Source organism: Pseudomonas sp. SO81 (assembly GCF_030374125.1).
Taxonomy (GTDB): domain Bacteria; phylum Pseudomonadota; class Gammaproteobacteria; order Pseudomonadales; family Pseudomonadaceae; genus Aquipseudomonas.
The window spans coordinates 4,262,484-4,280,428 of sequence record NZ_CP126126.1 but is presented as its reverse complement, the minus strand read 5'-3'; the positions used below and the strand labels follow the sequence as shown (position 1 = coordinate 4,280,428).

At 62.2% G+C, this 17,945-nt stretch carries 15 protein-coding genes; all 15 read right to left on the bottom strand.

From position 1 onward, the window contains the following. Entirely contained in the window at positions 1 to 777 is a 777-nt protein-coding gene (locus OH686_RS20390; RefSeq protein ID WP_289534816.1) for a hydroxypyruvate isomerase family protein, read from the bottom strand. Continuing rightward, positions 774 to 1,655: an NAD(P)-dependent oxidoreductase gene (locus OH686_RS20385; protein WP_502942822.1), complete on the bottom strand. Its 882-nt coding sequence runs from the start codon at positions 1,653 to 1,655 to the stop codon at positions 774 to 776. Before OH686_RS20385 ends, OH686_RS20390 begins: the two co-directional genes overlap by 4 nt. Positions 1,656 to 1,761: 106 nt before the next feature. Beyond that, positions 1,762 to 2,082 carry a ComEA family DNA-binding protein gene (locus OH686_RS20380; RefSeq protein WP_289534815.1) on the bottom strand — a complete coding sequence of 107 codons (321 nt, stop codon included), beginning with the start codon at positions 2,080 to 2,082 and terminating at the stop codon, positions 1,762 to 1,764. 89 nt (positions 2,083 to 2,171) lie between these two features. Next, positions 2,172 to 4,166 carry a polysaccharide biosynthesis protein gene (locus OH686_RS20375; protein WP_289534814.1) on the bottom strand — a complete coding sequence of 665 codons (1,995 nt, stop codon included), beginning with the start codon at positions 4,164 to 4,166 and terminating at the stop codon, positions 2,172 to 2,174. 26 nt (positions 4,167 to 4,192) lie between these two features. Then, positions 4,193 to 5,203: an MraY family glycosyltransferase gene (locus OH686_RS20370; protein ID WP_289534813.1), complete on the bottom strand. Its 1,011-nt coding sequence runs from the start codon at positions 5,201 to 5,203 to the stop codon at positions 4,193 to 4,195. Next, a complete protein-coding gene (locus OH686_RS20365; protein WP_502942821.1) occupies positions 5,197 to 6,159 on the bottom strand; it encodes an NAD-dependent epimerase/dehydratase family protein in 963 nt (320 codons plus the stop codon). The genes OH686_RS20370 and OH686_RS20365 overlap by 7 nt, the downstream gene beginning before the upstream one ends. 85 nt (positions 6,160 to 6,244) lie before the next feature. After that, positions 6,245 to 6,490 carry a lipopolysaccharide assembly protein LapA domain-containing protein gene (locus OH686_RS20360; protein ID WP_289534809.1) on the bottom strand — a complete coding sequence of 82 codons (246 nt, stop codon included), beginning with the start codon at positions 6,488 to 6,490 and terminating at the stop codon, positions 6,245 to 6,247. A 33-nt stretch (positions 6,491 to 6,523) separates the two neighbouring features. Beyond that, positions 6,524 to 6,808 (bottom strand): integration host factor subunit beta, encoded by a 285-nt coding sequence (gene ihfB, locus OH686_RS20355; RefSeq protein WP_137971639.1) that lies wholly within the window; start codon positions 6,806 to 6,808, stop codon positions 6,524 to 6,526. 157 nt (positions 6,809 to 6,965) lie between these two features. Then, a complete protein-coding gene (gene rpsA, locus OH686_RS20350) occupies positions 6,966 to 8,645 on the bottom strand; it encodes a 30S ribosomal protein S1 (RefSeq protein WP_137971638.1) in 1,680 nt (559 codons plus the stop codon). A gap of 143 nt (positions 8,646 to 8,788) precedes the next feature. Beyond that, positions 8,789 to 9,454: a (d)CMP kinase gene (gene cmk, locus OH686_RS20345; protein ID WP_289534805.1), complete on the bottom strand. Its 666-nt coding sequence runs from the start codon at positions 9,452 to 9,454 to the stop codon at positions 8,789 to 8,791. Beyond that, positions 9,451 to 11,682 carry a bifunctional prephenate dehydrogenase/3-phosphoshikimate 1-carboxyvinyltransferase gene (locus tag OH686_RS20340; protein WP_289534803.1) on the bottom strand — a complete coding sequence of 744 codons (2,232 nt, stop codon included), beginning with the start codon at positions 11,680 to 11,682 and terminating at the stop codon, positions 9,451 to 9,453. The genes cmk and OH686_RS20340 overlap by 4 nt, the downstream gene beginning before the upstream one ends. Before the next feature lie 4 nt (positions 11,683 to 11,686). Then, positions 11,687 to 12,796, bottom strand: a complete 1,110-nt coding sequence (gene hisC / locus OH686_RS20335; protein ID WP_289534801.1) for a histidinol-phosphate transaminase — start codon at positions 12,794 to 12,796, stop codon at positions 11,687 to 11,689. 26 nt (positions 12,797 to 12,822) lie between these two features. Next, positions 12,823 to 13,920 carry a prephenate dehydratase gene (gene pheA, locus OH686_RS20330; protein ID WP_137971635.1) on the bottom strand — a complete coding sequence of 366 codons (1,098 nt, stop codon included), beginning with the start codon at positions 13,918 to 13,920 and terminating at the stop codon, positions 12,823 to 12,825. Further along, on the bottom strand, positions 13,920 to 15,005 hold the full coding sequence (gene serC / locus OH686_RS20325) for a 3-phosphoserine/phosphohydroxythreonine transaminase (RefSeq protein WP_289534799.1): 1,086 nt from the start codon (positions 15,003 to 15,005) through the stop codon (positions 13,920 to 13,922). The genes pheA and serC overlap by 1 nt, the downstream gene beginning before the upstream one ends. Positions 15,006 to 15,012: 7 nt before the next feature. Next, positions 15,013 to 17,787 carry a DNA gyrase subunit A gene (gene gyrA / locus OH686_RS20320; RefSeq protein ID WP_289534797.1) on the bottom strand — a complete coding sequence of 925 codons (2,775 nt, stop codon included), beginning with the start codon at positions 17,785 to 17,787 and terminating at the stop codon, positions 15,013 to 15,015. Positions 17,788 to 17,945: the final 158 nt, after the last annotated feature.

The window sequence follows — 17,945 nt, the reverse complement described above, 5'->3', positions numbered from 1 at the left end:
TCAGAGATGCCATTCGGCCAGCCACCCCAGACTGGCCGAAGTGTCACCAGCCGGGCGGTATTCAGCACCGAGCCAGTCTCGGTACCCGGCAGCCTTCAGGGCCTCCAGCAAAGGGGCGAAGACCAGCTCACCCGTTCCCGGGGCTCCCCGCCCCGGGCAGTCGGCGAACTGCACATGACCTAACCTGCCCTTCAGACGAGCAATGCACTCGGCAATATTCAGTCCCTGTCGGGCCATGTGATAGAAGTCGAGTTGCGCCAGGCAATTGGGGTGATCGACCCGGTACAGCAACTCTTCCAGTTGCTCTGCGGTGTTGATCAGGAAACCGGGCATATCCAATGGATTGATGGCCTCGCATAGCACGCGAATGCCCAGCGCCTGGAATTGCTCAGCGGTCTTGCGCAGATTGGCCTCCAGAGCGGACAGCGCCTCCTCTTGGGCCACGCCCGCGGCGAGCCGCCCGGGTAATACATTGACGCAAAGTGGGCGAGCTATTGCCGCGTAGCTCAGTGCTTCCCGCAGAGCCGCATCGAACTCACCCTGGCGATTCGGTACCGCGGCCAGCCCGGGACCACCGGACATCAGATCGCCCGCGGGCAGGTTGATCAGCACCAGCGGCATCGCGCATCGCTTCAGCTCCTCGCGCATTACCGGCGCGGGTACCTCATAGGGGAACTGGATCTCCACTCCGTCGAAGCCAGCCGCAGCAGCCGCCTGAGGACGCTGCCGCATTGGCAGCTCGCCGAATAGAAGAGACAGATTGGCGCTTACCTTCATGGCAGATCCCCGCGCAGCATTTGAATCAATGTCGAGGGATCCTGCTCGAGATAGCCCTGGTTGCCGTGTAGGCGCATTAGCTGGGCTGCCAGGCCACTCATGGGGATTGCCCCCTCCTTTTCACGAGCCAGCTTGACCGCCGTATCCAGGTCCTTCAAAAGAGTCCTTACGTGCCATTTGACGGGCTCGAAGCGACTCTCAGCCATCTGCGGAGCCAGTATCTGTAGCGGCTTGGAGTCGGCAAAGCCGCCGGCCAGAGCCTGTGCGAGCAAGGCGGCGTCGACTCCCGAACGCTCCGCCAGAGCCACCACCTCGGCAATTACCAGAGCGTTGCAGGCGACCAGCATCTGATTACAGACCTTGGTGACCTGGCCGGCGCCGACAGGCCCCATGCGCGTAAGGCGCTGCCCCAGGTGTGACAGGATCGGGCGAACCCGTTCTATGTCCTCAAGGTTCCCCCCGGCCATGATTGCCAGAGTACCGGCCTCGGCGCCAGGCGTTCCGCCGGATACCGGCGCATCCACCCAGCGCATGCCGGTGCGAGCCTGCAACTCCGCTGCCATCTCACGCGTAGCCGTAGGCTCGAGGCTGGAGAAATCGATCAGCAACTGGCCGTGCTGCGCCCGCTCGACTATTCCTGTCGGTCCGAAGACCACTTGCTGCACGGCGGCCGTATCGGCCAGGCAGAGCATCACGACATCCGCCTGCTCGCATAACTGGCCGGCAGAAGGCACAATCACCGCGCCCCCCTCTGCCAAGCCAGCACATTTCTCCGCTGAGCGATTCCAGACACTCAAGGAATAGCCTGCCGCAAGTAGGCGCCGCGCCATCGGAAGCCCCATCAGACCGATACCGGCAAATCCGAGCGATGGTTGCATTGAAGGCACGGCCAACTCCTGACAGCTTGTGATGAGGCATTGTATCTCTGCCCCACCGAAAGCAAAAAAGCCGGTCATAGACCGGCTTTCTCAGGACATCGGATGTCTAGTTGACGCTGATCCTGTCGCGGTTCTTTTCCAGCGTCGCCGGGCCAATCCCCTTGACCTCCAGTAGCTCATCGATCGAAGCGAAGGGACCATTGCTATTGCGGTGATCGATTATGGCCTGCGCCTTGGCCGGGCCGATCCCCAACAACCCCGCCTCGAGGGTTGCGGCGTCGGCAGTGTTGAGATTGATCTGGCCTTCGAGCTGCTGGACCTGCTCTGCAGGCGCCTCAGCGGCCTTGGTGGACTCGGTGGTCGCGGCATTGACAGACAGTGATGCAAAGCAGGAGAACAACAGAACGGCGAGTGACTTCTTGTACATGGCGAAGCTCCATTTCGTTGAGGGGAACGTGAACTTCCTGATCACGTCTCCGAAAGGCTAGCCCTCGCCAGAAAGCTGTCAAACAGCCACTATCTAGGTTCTGTGCGGTGCTGCACATGCATCCAGTCGACTATCTCTCCTTCCGGAGCATATCCGCTCACAGTTTCGCGTAACAGTTGCCGGACCCTGTCGTAATCGTCCCGAGCCAGGGCGGTCAATATTTCGTCGAGAACCCCCTTCAATGCCTCCCAGGACAGATGTTCCTCGCTCGCTCTCATGATCATCGGATGGCAGGTAGGGCTGACGTTGTCGCCAATCAGCAGTTCCTCGTAAAGCTTCTCACCCGGCCGCAAACCGGTGAATTCGATATCAATATCGCCCTGCGGATTGCGCTCCGAACGAATACTCAGGCCGGAGAGGTGGATCATCTTCTCGGCCAGCTCCAGAATCTTTACGGGCTGCCCCATATCCAACACGAAGACATCCCCACCCTGCCCCATGGCTCCAGCCTGGATCACAAGCTGAGCCGCCTCGGAAATAGTCATGAAATAACGAGTAATGGACGGATGGGTCACCGTAACCGGCCCGCCCCGCTTGATCTGCTCACGGAACAATGGGATGACCGAGCCAGAAGAGCCCAGCACATTACCGAAGCGGACCATGGTGAAGTGCGTCTTGTTGACCTGGTGTACTGTCCCGGAATCGTTGAACAGTACGGGCGCGGACTCCAGGCTCAATGCCTGCAACACAAGTTCCGCCAAACGCTTGGTGCTGCCCATGATGTTGGTAGGCCTGACCGCCTTGTCGGTGGAAATCAGCACGAAGTTCTCGACACCTGCTTTGAGCGCCGCCTGCGCAGCACTCAAAGTGCCAAACACGTTATTGCGAACACCTTCAGCGATGTTGTGCTCGACCATGGGCACATGCTTGTAGGCCGCAGCGTGATACAGGGTGTGAACCCCCCAGGCGCGCATTACCTCCAGTAGGTACTCCTGCGAGCGCACAGAGCCGAGTATCGGCACCAGGCGGATGGGTAGAGACTCCCGCCGAATGGCCGCTTCCAGCTCGCTGTGGATGCTGTAGAGATTGAACTCGGCATGTTCGAACAGCACCAGCGTGCGAGGCTGGCTGCCAATCAGCTGGCGGCATAGCTCCGATCCGATCGAACCACCGGCGCCAGTGACCATGACAACCTTGTCGCGAATGCAACGCTCGAACAGTTCGACCTGAGGAGGGACCGCATCACGGCCAAGGAGGTCGGCAATGTCCACCTCTTGGATATCGTCGACTCGCACCCGCCCACTAGCCAAATCCACGATGGCTGGCACGGAGCGAATGTGCAGGGGGAAAGCCTCGAGGTGGTGCAGAATCTCCTTGCGCCGAGCCCGACTGGCAGACGGAATTGCAAGGAGAATTTCCTGTGCACCGGTCTCGTTGATCAATTGGGCAATATGCTTGGGCTTGTAGACCTTCAAACCTGCGATCACACGAGTAGCAATGCTGCCATCGTCATCAATGAAAGCCACCGGTCGCATCGAGCGCCCCATGCGCAAGGCCGCCACCAGCTGATTACCAGCGGTACCCGCACCATAAATGGCGACACGAGGCAGGGCATCATCCTTGCTCGAAAAATTCATGGCCGCACGGACGTTGAACCAGTCACCCATGAAGTACTGGCGCATCAGCAGGCGCAGGCCACCCGCCAGGACCAGGCTCAACCACCAGTAGTTGAATACCAGGGAGCGAGGAACAACCGCAGGTGCCGTCTTGTGCCAATAAACCACAAGAGCAAGCAATAGCGCCGAGACGGTCACCGCCTTGAAGATGGTCACCAGGGCATCATTGCCCAGATAGCGCAATACCGCCCGATACATTCCGGATCGGATATAGATTGGGATGGCAATAAGCGGAGCCGCTGCGAATAGCCACAGATACTCACCCAAGGGATTGATCAGCTTTTCGGATCCCAGGCGCACCCAGAAAGCCAACCACAGGGCCACCCAGCAGATCAGGACATCGGCGCTAAGCTGCAGTAGACGCTTGTAGCGGCGCGGCCAGCTCACTAGCCAAAGACGCACATTCATAGGCTCCATGCCTCTATCGATTCAGACTACTCTGCAAGACCAGCACGATACCTAAGAGCCAAGCAGATCAACGGTACATATGCTAGGGGCAACGCCACCCAGGCATTCCCATCTAAAGCAACCCAGACAGCCAGCGGCGTCAGCCAGCATAAATTAATAGCGGCCACCGCCAGGGTAACAGGCAGATGCTTCCCATATAGGCGAGAGGCATGCTGATAGGCATGGCTGCGATGCGCCTGATAAATCTTCTCTCCTCGCACGAATCGGCGCAGCAGTGTAATGCTGGCATCGACCAGAAAGACGCCAAGCACGATCAGCCAAGCCAGGAACAATTGCGGCTCGAGCCAGGTCATGTACAGCGAGATCAGCCCCAGTATCAGACCAAGGAAGCCGCTGCCGGCGTCCCCCATGAAGATTTTCGCCGGCGGGAAATTCCATATCAGGAAACCCATCGCAGCCAGCCCTAACGCAGCGGGCAACAGCGCAGCCTGCCAGTTATCCAGCAAGATGCAAATCAATACCGCAGACAGGCAACATGTCACTGCCTCGACACCTGCGATACCATCGATACCATCCATGAAGTTATACAGATTGAGCAGCCAGACCAGATACACCACCCCGAACATGCCGCCCAACCAGCCTAGCTCGATATTTACATCGCCGAGCTTCATGGGGGGCATACCGCCAAGCCAGTAAAGGCCCCAGATAGCGGCCGTAAAATGGACCAACAGGCGCCAGCGAGCCGGCACATGGCCGTGATCGTCGAGAAAGCCAATCACAGCCACCAGGGATCCAGCCCCCAGCAGCGCCATAGCTGGCTCAAGCGTCAGCCACCCAAGCGCCAACGCCGCCAGCAAAGCCAGCAAAAAGCTCATCACTATGGCCATGCCCCCACCCCGTGGAGTGGGCACGCTATGGGAGCTGCGCTGATTGGGCATGTCCAGGACATTGCGCTGCAGGGCATACCGCCGCAGCCCGCCAGTCATCCCCCAGGAAAGCAGCAACACCGCAGACAGGAGCAGGACCGAGGTCAGCATGCATTCATCCGAAAGCTCTCTGCGGTCAGGCGCAAAGCTTCATCAGAGCTAATCGGCGGAGCCCAATCTAATAGCGCCCGAGTCTTGTCGATATCTACCTGCAGGGAACCATATAGTCGCTGTATCAACGCAGCGCGCCCCGTTATCCGCAACAGCGTACGCAATAGGGGAGTTGCCCAGCTCCAAAGGTGGGCCGATCGGTTCAGGGCAAGACCGAGGCGACGCAACAACTCGCTAGTGGAGAGATCCTCGCCATCACTGACGAGGAACACTTGATTGGCCGCGGCCGGATGTTCGAGGCAGCACACCATTAGGTCGACGAGATTATCCAGAGCCACCAGACTACGACGGTTATCGATCCCACCAAGCGGCAGCGGGATACCTCGATGCAGCCAGCGCATCATGCTGAGGAAGTTGGCACGCACACCCGGTCCGTAAACCAAGGGGGGGCGGATTATTACCACCTCCATTTCGGATTCGCATGCAATCTGAAGCAGCCCCTGCTCAGCCTCGAGCTTGGAGACTCCATAAGGATCCATAGGCGCAGGCAAGTCATCCGCCCGGAAAGGTGAGTTAGCCGGTGTCGACTCTCCATTGACCTTGATGGAGCTGACAAACAGGAATCGTCGAACGCCAGCCGCTGCAGCAGCCCTGGCGAGAGCAAGAGTGCCGTCGACATTGACCCGCCGGAACTCCGTCATTGGATCAGCGGAGCACTCGCGCATCACATGGACACGAGCCGCGGCATGCACGACAACCTGTATGTTCTGTAGCTGCTGGGCCTCGAGCCGACCGTCTTCCAGATTACCTAATTCCAAGAAATCGCATGCCATACCGACCGGCGCATAAGCTAGCGCGCGCACGCCTGCAACCGCCTGGATTTCCGGCTCAGTGATAAGACGGCGAACCAGCGCGCCACCTACAAAACCGGAGGCCCCCGTCACCAGCACTCGCATCATTGGTCAGGTCCTAACGAGAAGACCCGAATAGCCGCTCGCCATTCATTCGCAAGGAGCCCAAAGGCGCAACAACTCATAAAACTCAATCAGCCTTCGGCTTCGTCCGGATAGCCCAGCGTCTCGCGGCCAAAAGACTCAACAACAGCGAGCCGACGGCGCCGAGCACAAAAGCCAGAATCAGGAAAACAGAAAAAGGTAGTTCCGGGGTAACCCAGAATAGGAAGTGGAACTCGGAACGCTGCGGATTTTGCAGCATGAGCAGCAGGATCGCTACTCCAACCAGCAAAAGCGTTCCCAGCAGAATCAAACGCTTAATGCTGCCAAACATATTCAGCTCCTTGCGAGCCGTGACCAGCCCAACTCACTCATCCTCGTTGACACGATCACGCAATTCCTTGCCTGGCTTGAAATGCGGCACGAACTTGCCATCCAGGCGTACGGACTCTCCAGTCTTGGGATTACGCCCCACGCGAGGTGCACGGTAATGCAGGGAAAAACTGCCGAAGCCGCGGATCTCGATGCGATCGCCGGTCGCCAGAGCCTGGGACATCTGCTCCAGCATGGTCTTGATCGCCAGTTCCACATCCTTGGAGGACAGCAGTCCCTGGTGGGTAACTATGCGCTCGATCAACTCCGACTTGGTCATGGTTTTCCCTTCTTTTTCAAGCGGCTAGATCATCTAGTAGGTGTTTTTAGCACGCCTGCCAGTGTTTGGGTAGCCCGAATGTCAAGAGGGGAAATACGAATCTCTAGGAAATGAAAAAGGGCGACCGAAGTCGCCCTTTTTCCAGAAGCACCGGAACTTAGTTCTGGTTCATCTGGGCACGGATCAGATCACCGATGGTGGTCGGACCGGTGCTTTCACTTTCCTGCTTGGTGCGCAGCTCTTTCATCGCGTCCTTTTCGTCTTCGACGTCTTTGGACTTGACGGACAGGCTGATCACGCGGGACTTGCGGTCGATGCTGATGATCTTGGCTTCGACTTCGTCGCCTTCCTTCAGCACGTTACGGGCGTCTTCAACGCGGTCACGGCTGATTTCGGAGGCTTTCAGGATGCCCTCGATATCGCCGCCCAGGCTGATTACAGCGCCTTTGGCGTCCACTTCCTTGACGGTACCGCGCACGATGGTGCCTTTCTCGTTCAGGGAGGCGTAGTTGGAGAACGGATCGTCTTCCAGCTGCTTGATGCCCAGGGAGATACGCTCGCGCTCCGGATCAACGGAGAGGATGACGGTTTCCAGCTCGTCGCCCTTCTTGAAGCGACGTACGGCTTCTTCGCCCACTTCGTTCCAGGAGATGTCGGACAGGTGAACCAGACCGTCGATGCCGCCGTCCAGACCGATGAAGATACCGAAATCGGTGATCGACTTGATGGTGCCGGAGATCTTGTCGCCCTTGTTGAACTGGCCGGAGAAGTCTTCCCACGGGTTCGACTTGCACTGCTTGATGCCCAGGGAGATACGACGACGCTCTTCGTCGATGTCGAGAACCTGAACTTCCACTTCGTCGCCGACCTGAACGACCTTGGACGGGTGGATGTTCTTGTTGGTCCAATCCATCTCGGACACGTGCACCAGGCCTTCCACGCCTTCTTCCAGCTCGGCGAAGCAGCCGTAATCGGTCAGGTTGGTGACTTTGGCGGTAACACGGGTACCTTCCGGGTAGCGCGCTTTGATGGCGACCCATGGATCTTCGCCCAGCTGCTTCAGACCCAGGGAGACGCGGTTGCGCTCGCGATCGTACTTCAGAACCTTGACATCGATCTCGTCGCCAACGTTGACGATCTCGGACGGGTGCTTGATGCGCTTCCAGGCCATGTCGGTGATGTGCAGCAGACCATCTACGCCGCCCAGGTCAACGAACGCACCGTAGTCGGTGAGGTTCTTGACGATACCTTTGACCTGCTGACCTTCCTGCAGGGATTCCAGCAGAGCTTCGCGCTCGGCGCTGTTCTCGGCTTCCAGCACGCTGCGACGAGAAACGACAACGTTGTTGCGCTTCTGGTCCAGCTTGATGACCTTGAACTCCAGCTCTTTGCCTTCCAGGTGAGTGGTATCACGCACCGGACGGACATCGACCAGGGAGCCCGGCAGGAACGCGCGGATGCCGTTGACGTCAACGGTGAAGCCGCCTTTGACCTTGCCGTTGATAACGCCCTTGACCACTTCCTCAGCATTGAAAGCGGCTTCCAGAACCAGCCAGGACTCGGCACGCTTGGCTTTCTCGCGGGACAGCTTGGTTTCACCGAAGCCGTCTTCCACTGCGTCCAGCGCAACGTGGACTTCGTCACCTACCTTGATGGTCAGCTCGCCCTGTTCGTTGAAGAACTGGTCGAGCGGGATGACGCCCTCGGACTTCAGGCCGGCATGCACGGTGACCCAGTCACCGTCGATGTCGACCACGATGCCGGTGATGATGGCACCCGGCTGCATGTCGAGGGATTTCAGGCTTTCTTCAAAAAGTTCTGCAAAGCTTTCGCTCATGTTGATTCCTGTCGATCAAGGGCAGGGAATCTGCCCAAACCACACTCCAGACAATGTGGGTTCGTTCATGTAAAAAGAGGCCTGCGGGACTATGACTGGTCTCCCGCCTGCCTCCTTGTCGGCCGCGATGGTGCGGCCTGGGCTTACCCGGCGAGATCGCGGCTGGCGACCTCGCTGAGAATTCTTTCCATTACCTGCTCGATGCTCAGCTCGGTGGAATCCAGTTGAATGGCATCGACTGCCGGCTTCAAGGGAGCCACCGCACGCTGCATGTCGCGCTCGTCGCGCGCACGAATCTCGTCTAGCAGACGAGGCAGGCTAACACCTTCGACCTTGTCTTTCAACTGCAGGTAGCGGCGACGGGCCCGCTCCTCGGCGCTGGCGGTCAGGTAGATCTTCAGCGGCGCGTCCGGGAACACCACGGTTCCCATATCGCGACCGTCGGCCACCAGGCCCGGCGCCTCGCGGAAGGCGCGCTGGCGCTGTAGCAGCGCTTCGCGCACCGCCGGCAGGGAGGCGACCATGGAAGCGCCGGCGCCGACCTGTTCATTGCGGATGTCGTCGGTGACCTCGTCACCTTCGAGGATGATGCGCTTGCCGATGAACTGTACGTCCAGGTGGGCGGCCAGGGTCTTCAGCGCTTCCTCGTTGGTCAGATCGATGCCGTGATTGCCGGCGGCGAAAGCCAGCAGACGGTAGAGGGCGCCGGAATCCAGCAGATTCCAACCCAGCTTGGCGGCCAGCAGGCCGGCAACAGTGCCCTTGCCGGAGCCGCTCGGCCCGTCGATGGTGATGACTACGGCGCTCATGCCTTGCCCTCCTCCGCCACACGGATACCGACCTGCGCCGCCAGCCCGAGGAAATTGGGGAAGGACGTGGCGACGTTGGCGCAATCATGGATACGGATGGCGCCGCCGGCACGGAGCGAGGCCACGCTGAAGGACATGGCGATGCGGTGATCGCCATGGCTCCATACCTCGCCACCACCGAAGGCGCCGCCCTCGATGATGATGCCGTCCGGGGTCGGCTCGGCTTTCACGCCCAAGGCGATCAGGCCGTCGGCCATGACCTGGATGCGGTCGGATTCCTTCACCCGCAGCTCCTCGGCACCACGCAGCACGGTGCGCCCTTCGGCGCAGGCGGCGGCGACGAACAGCACCGGGAACTCGTCGATGGCCAGCGGCACCAGGTCTTCCGGGATATCGATGCCCTTGAGCTTGGCGGCGCGCACGCGGATATCCGCAACCGGCTCGCCGCCGACTTCGCGCTGGTTTTCCAGGGTCAGGTCGGCGCCCATCAGCTTGAGGATGTCGATCACGCCGGTACGGGTCGGGTTGATGCCGACGTGCTCCAGCACCAGTTCGGAACCCTCGGCGATGCTGGCGGCGACCAGGAAGAAGGCGGCCGAAGAGATGTCCGCCGGCACTTCGATATGAGTGGCGCCGAGCTTGTGGCCGGACTGAACGGTGGCGACATTGCCGTCCACGCTCACCGGATAACCGAAGCCGCGCAGCATGCGCTCGGTGTGGTCGCGGGTCGGCGCCGGCTCGGTCACCGAGGTCTCACCGGCAGCGTACAGACCGGCCAGGAGCAGACAGGACTTGACCTGGGCACTGGCCATTGGCATCTCGTAGCTCATGCCGGTCAGGCGCTGGCCGCCACGAATGGTCAGAGGCGGACGACCTTCCGGGCCGGTCTCGATCACCGCCCCCATCTCGCGCAGCGGCTTGGCCACCCGATTCATCGGGCGCTTGGACAGCGAGGCGTCGCCGGTCAGCACGGTATCGAACGGCTGCGCGGCCAGCAGGCCGGAGAGCAGGCGCATGGAGGTGCCGGAGTTGCCCAGGTACAGCGGGCCGGGCGGCGGCTTCAGGCCATTCAGGCCCACACCGTGAATGGTCACCTTGCCGTGATGCGGACCTTCGATCACCACGCCCATGTCGCGGAAGGCCTGCAGGGTGGCCAGGGCGTCTTCGCCCTCGAGGAAGCCTTCCACCTGAGTGGTGCCCTCGGCCAGCGAGCCGAGCATGATCGAGCGGTGCGAGATGGATTTGTCGCCCGGCACGCGGATGCGACCGGAGAGAGAGCCACCGGGATTGGCGAGGTAGATCAGATCATTCGAGTGCATGGCGTCCACATAGGCCCTGCGGGCCAGGATTTTGCTGAAATGCTCGCGGGCATGCCGGGCGCGGGTGAACACGCCAAGCAACTGATGCCCGTCCCCTGCGTCGACCGCGCCGCGTAGGGCGTCGAGGTCGTCGCGAAATGCGTCTAGTGTGCGCAACACCGCCTCGCGGTTGGCGAGGAAGATGTCGTGCCACATCACCGGATCGCTGCCGGCAATGCGCGTGAAGTCGCGGAAGCCGCCGGCTGCGTAACGGAAGATCTCCAGGTTCTCGCTGCGCTTGGCCAGCGAGTCGACCAGGGTAAAGGCCAGCAGGTGCGGCAGGTGGCTGGTGGCGGCCAGCACCTGGTCGTGATGCTCCACCTCCATGTGCTCCACGTCGGCACCCAGGGCGCGCCACAGACCGTCGACCAGCGCCAGCGCCTCGGCATCGGTGCCGGCTTGCGGGGTGAGGATCACCTTGTGGCGACGGAACAGCTCGACGTTGGAGGCCTCCACCCCGCTCTGCTCGGAACCGGCGATGGGATGGCCCGGAACGAAACGCGCCACATCGCCACCGAAGGCCGAACGCGCGGCGCGCACCACATTGCCCTTGGCGCTGCCGACATCGGTGAGCACGGCATGGCCCAGATCGAGGCGCGCCAGCTGGGCCAGGACTTTTTCCATGGCCAGAATAGGCACCGCCAGCTGGATCACCGCGGCGCCCTGACAGGCGGCGGCCAGCTCGGTCTCGCAGCGGTCGACCACGCCCAGCTCCACGGCCAGACGACGCGACTCGGCGTCCAGATCCACTCCCACCACTTCGTCGAACAACCCCTTCTGGCGGATGCCCTTGGCGAAGGAGCCGCCGATCAGGCCTAGCCCCACCACCACCAGGCGACCGAGCTTGCTCGATACTTGTTGCAGCGACATTGCATCAGCCACGGAGGATCTGCCCCAGCGCCTCGAGGAAGCGGGCATTCTCCTGCTCGGTGCCGATGGACACCCGCAGGAAGGTCGGCATGCCGTAACCGGCCACCGGACGCACGATCACCCCGGCGCGCAGCAGCGCCTGGTTGATCGGCGCGGCGTCGCGACCGAAGTCGACGGCGATAAAGTTGCCCTTGCTGGGAATCCACTGCAGACCCAGGCGGCGGAAGCCGTCTTCCAGCTGCGCCATGCCGGCGTCGTTGGTGCGGCGACTGGCGGCCAGGTAGTCGGCATCCTCCAGCGCCGCACAGGCGGCGGCAAGGGCCAGGCTGTTGACGTTGAACGGCGCGCGCACGCGGTTGAGCGTATCGGCCACCTGCGGCGAGCTCAGCGCATAGCCAACGCGCAGCGAGGCCAGGCCATAGGCCTTGGAGAAGGTGCGCGAGACCAGCAGGTTCGGGTAGCGCGCCAGATAATCGAGGCCATCCGGCAGCTCATCGCCTTCGGCATACTCGATATAGGCCTCGTCCAGCACAACCAGCACGTTCTGCGGCACGCGAGCGAGGAAGGACTCCAGCGCGGCCGGGCCGAACCAGGTGCCGGTCGGGTTGTTCGGGTTGGCGATGAACACCACGCGGGTGTTGGCGTCGATGGCCGCCAACATGGCTTCCAGGTCGTGACCATGTTCCTTGGCCGGTACCGCCTTGCCCTGGGCGCCGACCGCCTGGGTGGCGATCGGGTACACGGCGAAGGCGTATTGGCTGAACACGGCGTTCAACCCCGGTGCCAGCCAGGCGCGGGCGACCAAGTCGAGAATATCGTTGGAGCCGTTGCCCAGCGTCACCTGAGCCGCAGTCACGCCGCAGCGCGCCGCCAGCTTGGACTTCAGCTCGAAACCGTTGCCGTCCGGGTAGCGGGTCAGCTCGGCCAGTTCGGCGCGGATCGCTTCCAGCGCCTTGGGCGACGGGCCCAGCGGGTTCTCGTTGCTGGCCAGCTTGACGATGCCGGCCGGGTCGAGATTGAGCTCACGGGCCAGCTCATCGACCGGCTTGCCCGGCACATAGGGCGAAAGTTTCTGCACGCCCGGCACGGCCTGGGCGAGGAAATCGCAACTCATGAGCTCTCCTCAGACACTCACGCGGTTCAGAGAACCGCTTTCGGGTAGGAACCCAGCACTTTCAGGGCGACGGCTTCGCCGTTGATCTTTTCCAGCACGTCCTTGATCAGCGGATCCTGGTGGTGGCCGACGAAGTCGATGAAGAACACGTAGGTCCACTTGCCGCTGCGCGACGGGCGGGTCTCGATGCGGGTCAGATCGATGCCGTTGGTGTGGAACGGCACCAGCAGCTCGTGCAGCGCGCCCGGCTTGTTGCGCATGGAGACGATGACGGAAGTCTTGTCGTCGCCGGTCGGCGGCACTTCCTGGCTGCCGATGATGAGGAAACGCGTGGAGTTGTCCGGGCGGTCCTCGATCTTCTCCTGCAGCTTGGTCAGGCCGTAGAGGTTGGCCGCCATGTCGCCGGCGATGGCCGCCGAGTTCCACTCGCTCTTAACCCGCTTGGCCGCGTCGGCGTTGCTGGGCACCGCCACGCGCTCGACGTTCGGATAGTGCGCATCCAGCCACTTGCGGCACTGGGCCAGGGACTGGGCGTGGGAATAGATGCGGGTGATCTTGTCGGTCTTGGTGGTGTCGCCGACCAGCAGGTGGTGGTGGATGCGCAGCTCCACCTCACCGCAGATGACCATGTCGTGCTCGAGGAAGCTGTCCAGGGTGTGGTTGACCGCACCCTCGGTGGAGTTCTCCACCGGCACCACGCCGAAGTTGACCGCGCCGGCGGCCACTTCGCGGAACACCTCGTCGATCGCCGCCATCGGCTGGCTGATCACCGCATGACCGAAATGCTTGAGCGCCGCGGCCTGGGAGAAGGTGCCCTCCGGCCCCAGGTAGGCGATCTTCAGCGGCTGCTCCAGGGCCAGGCAGGAGGACATGATTTCGCGGAACAGCCGCGCCATTTCCTCGTTGTCCAGCGGGCCCTTGTTCAGCTCCATGATGTGCTTGAGCACCCAGGCCTCGCGCTCGGGGCGGTAGAAGACCGGCTTCTCGCCTGCCGGCAGGGAGGCCATCTTCACCCGCGCCACGTCCTGGGCGCAGCGCGCGCGCTCGCTGATCAGATCGAGAATCTTCTCGTCGAGGCTGTCGATGCGTACCCGCAGCGCCTTGAGCTGATCGGCGTCACTCATCAGGCGTGCTCCTTCTCGAACTCCGCCATATAGGCAACCAGGGCCTCGACCGCGTCCAGACCGGTGGCGTTATAGATGGAGGCGCGCATGCCGCCCACCGAACGATGGCCCTTGAGGTTGAGCAGGCCGCGGGCATCGGCACCGGCCAGGAAGGCCTTGTCCAGTTTCTCGTCAGCCAGACGGAACGGCACGTTCATCCAGGAGCGGGCGCTCGGCTGGATCGGGTTGCTGTAGAAGTCGCTGGCGTCGATGGCCTTGTACAGCAGGTCCTTCTTGGCCTTGTTGCGCTGTTCCATGGCGGCGACGCCGCCCTGCTCCTTCAGCCACTCGAAGACCAGGCCGGAGAGGTACCAGGAATAGGTCGCCGGGGTGTTGTACATGGAGCCGTTGTCGGCGGCGATCTTGTAGTTGAGCATGGTCGGGCAGACGCTGCGGGCACGGCCCAGCAGGTCCTCGCGGATGATGGCGACGACCAGACCGCTCGGACCGATGTTCTTCTGCGCGCCGGCGTAGATCAGGCCGAACTTGGAGACGTCGATCTCGCGGGAGAGGATGTCCGAAGACATGTCCACCACCAGCGGGGTGTCGCCCACTTCGGGAATCCAGTCGAACTGCAGACCGCCGATGGTCTCGTTGCTGGCGTAGTGCACGTAGGCAGCGTCCTTCGACAGCTGCCACTCGTTCTGCCCGGGGATGGCGAAGTAGTCGTAGCCCTTGGCGCTGGCGGCGACATTGACGTTGCCGTAGCGACGCGCTTCGTCGATGGCCTTCTTCGACCAGATACCGGTCTCGATGTAGTCGGCGGTGCCGTCTTCCGGCAGCAGGTTCAGCGGAATCTCGGCGAACTGCTGGCTGGCGCCGCCCTGCAGGAACAGCACCTTGTAGTCGTTCGGGATGCTCAGCAGGTCGCGCAGGTCCTGCTCGGCCTTCTCGGCGATGGCCACGTACTCGTCGCTGCGATGGCTCATCTCCATCACGGACAGGCCCTTGCCCTGCCAGTCGAGCATCTCGGCCTGGGCGCGTTGCAGTACTGCGGTCGGCAGCGCGGCCGGGCCGGCGCAGAAGTTATGGGCGCGTTTGCTCACGTCAATCTCACTCTTCGTCGCTAGGGGCGTCTACCGAGGTCTCGCCCTCGTCCGCCACTTCCACTTGTTCGGTCTCGGCACCTTCGGCAAGCACTTCGCCTTCGATGTCGTCGTCATCCGAGCCGGACGGCTCCTGGACCCGCTCCAAGCCGACCAGGGTCTCGTCGTCGGCCAGCTTGATCAGGATCACGCCCTGGGTGTTACGGCCGGCGCCGCGGACTTCATCGACGCGGGTACGCACCAGGGTGCCCTGGTCGGAAATCAGCATGATCTCCTCGCCATCCAGCACCTGCACGGCGCCGACCAGCTTGCCGTTACGCTCGTTGATCACCATGGCGATCACGCCCTGGCCACCACGACCGCGGCGCGGGTAGTCGGCCAGCGGGGTGCGCTTGCCGTAGCCGCGCGCAGAGGCGGAGAGGATCTGCGCACCGGCTTCCGGGATCAGCATGGAGATGATGCGCTGCCCGTCAGCCAGGCGCATGCCGCGCACACCGCGAGCGATACGACTCATGGTGCGCACCTTGCTTTCCTTGAAGCGGATCACCTTGCCGGCGTCGGAGAACATCATCACGTCCTTCGAACCATCGGTGATGGCGGCGGCGATCAGCGAGTCGCCCTCTTCCAGCTTCAGGGCGATCAGGCCGTTGGAGCGCGGCTTGGTGAACTGGATCAGCGGAGTCTTCTTCACCGTGCCGTAGGCGGTCGCCATAAAGATGTAGGCGCCGGTCGGCTCGTCCTGGCTGAAATCGGATTCGTCGCCTTCCTCGGCCTCCTCCACCTCGACCACTTCGCCGACCTGCTCGGCGACCACGTCGTCGTCATCGCTCTCTTCGTCGGCGAAGCGCGCACGCACGGCCTCCAGGTCGATCTGCAGCATGGCGGTGATGCGCTCACCCTCGTCCAGCGGCAGCAGATTGACCAGCGGGCGACCACGCGCGGTACGCGAGGCTTCCGGAATCTCGAAGGTACGCAGCCAGTAGACCTTGCCCTTGCTGGAGAACAGCAGCAGGGTAGCGTGGCTGTTGGCGACCAGCAGGTGCTCGATGTAGTCCTCGTCCTTCACCCCGGTGGCCGACTTGCCCTTGCCGCCACGACGCTGGGCCTGGTAGGCGGCCAGCGGCTGGGACTTGGCGTAGCCGCCGTGAGAGATGGTGACGACGCGTTCTTCCTCGGTGATCAGGTCGGCGATGGTCAGGTCCATCTGCGAGGCCATGATCTCGGTGCGGCGGGCGTCGCCGAACTCGGCCTTGACCTTCTCCAGCTCCTCGCGGATGACTTCCATCAGACGCTCGGGGCTGGTCAGGATGCGGATCAGCTCGCCGATCTGAGTGAGGATCTCCTGGTACTCGGATAGCAGCTTCTCGTGTTCCAGGCCGGTCAGGCGATGCAGGCGCAGCTCGAGGATGGCCTGGGCCTGCTCGGGGGACAGGTAGTACTTGCCGTCACGCAGGCCATACTGCGGGTCCAGGTCTTCCGGACGGCAGGAGTCGGCACCGGCGCGCTCGACCATCGCTTCCACGGCGCTGGAGGCCCAGGCGGTGGCGATCAGACGTTCCTTGGCCTCGGCTGGAGTCGGCGAGGTCTTGATCAGCTCGATCACCGGGTCGATGTTGGACAGGGCGACGGCCTGACCTTCGAGGATGTGGCCACGCTCACGGGCCTTGCGCAGCTCGTAGACGGTACGGCGGGTCACCACTTCGCGGCGGTGACGGACGAATACCTCGAGCATGTCCTTGAGGTTCAGTGTGCGCGGCTGGCCATCGACCAGGGCCACGACGTTGATACCGAACACGCTCTGCATCTGGGTCTGGGCGTAGAGGTTGTTCAGCACCACCTCGCCGACTTCGCCGCGGCGCAGCTCGATGACCACGCGCATACCGTCCTTGTCGGACTCGTCGCGCAGCTCGGTGATGCCCTCGATCTTCTTCTCTTTGACCAGCTCGGCGATCTTCTCGATCAGACGCGCCTTGTTCAACTGGTACGGCAGCTCGGTGACGATGATCTGCTGGCGGCTGCCGGACTTGTCCATGTCCTCGACCACCGCACGGGCACGCATATAGATGCGACCACGGCCGGTGCGGTAGGCCTCGATGATGCCCGCGCGACCGTTGATGATGCCCGCGGTCGGGAAATCCGGACCGGGGATGTACTGCATCAGCTCGTCGACGGTCAGCTCGGGGTTGTCGATCAGCGCCAGGCAGCCGTCGATCACCTCGGTCAGGTTGTGCGGCGGGATGTTGGTGGCCATGCCCACGGCGATACCGCTGGAGCCGTTGACCAGCAGGTTGGGGATCTTGGTCGGCATGACCGCCGGGATCTGCTCGGTGCCGTCGTAGTTGGGCACCCAGTCGACGGTTTCCTTGTCCAGGTCGGCCAGCAGCTCGTGGGCCAGCTTGGCCATGCGCACTTCGGTGTATCGCATGGCCGCGGCGTTGTCGCCGTCCACCGAACCGAAGTTGCCCTGGCCGTCGACCAGCATATAACGCAGGGAGAAGGGCTGGGCCATGCGCACGATGGTGTCGTACACCGCCGTGTCGCCGTGCGGGTGGTACTTACCGATCACGTCACCGACCACACGGGCGGATTTCTTGTAGGCCTTGTTCCAGTCGTTGCCCAGTTCGCTCATCGCGTAGAGCACGCGACGGTGCACCGGCTTCAGGCCATCGCGCGCATCCGGCAGCGCACGCCCGACGATCACGCTCATGGCGTAGTCGAGGTAGGACTGTTTCAGCTCGTCTTCGATATTGACCGGGAGGATTTCTTTGGCCAGTTCGCCCATGAGAAGCCAGGTTCCTTATTCTGGTGAAACCCCGTTCCTGCCCATCCTGGGTGGGATCGGAGTCCGCCGCGACCGCCCGTTCGGTAGCGATCCACAGCAAATCAACGAGTTAAGCCAACTATTCGCGCTGGTGAGGCGACCCCGACGGGGCCGTCGAA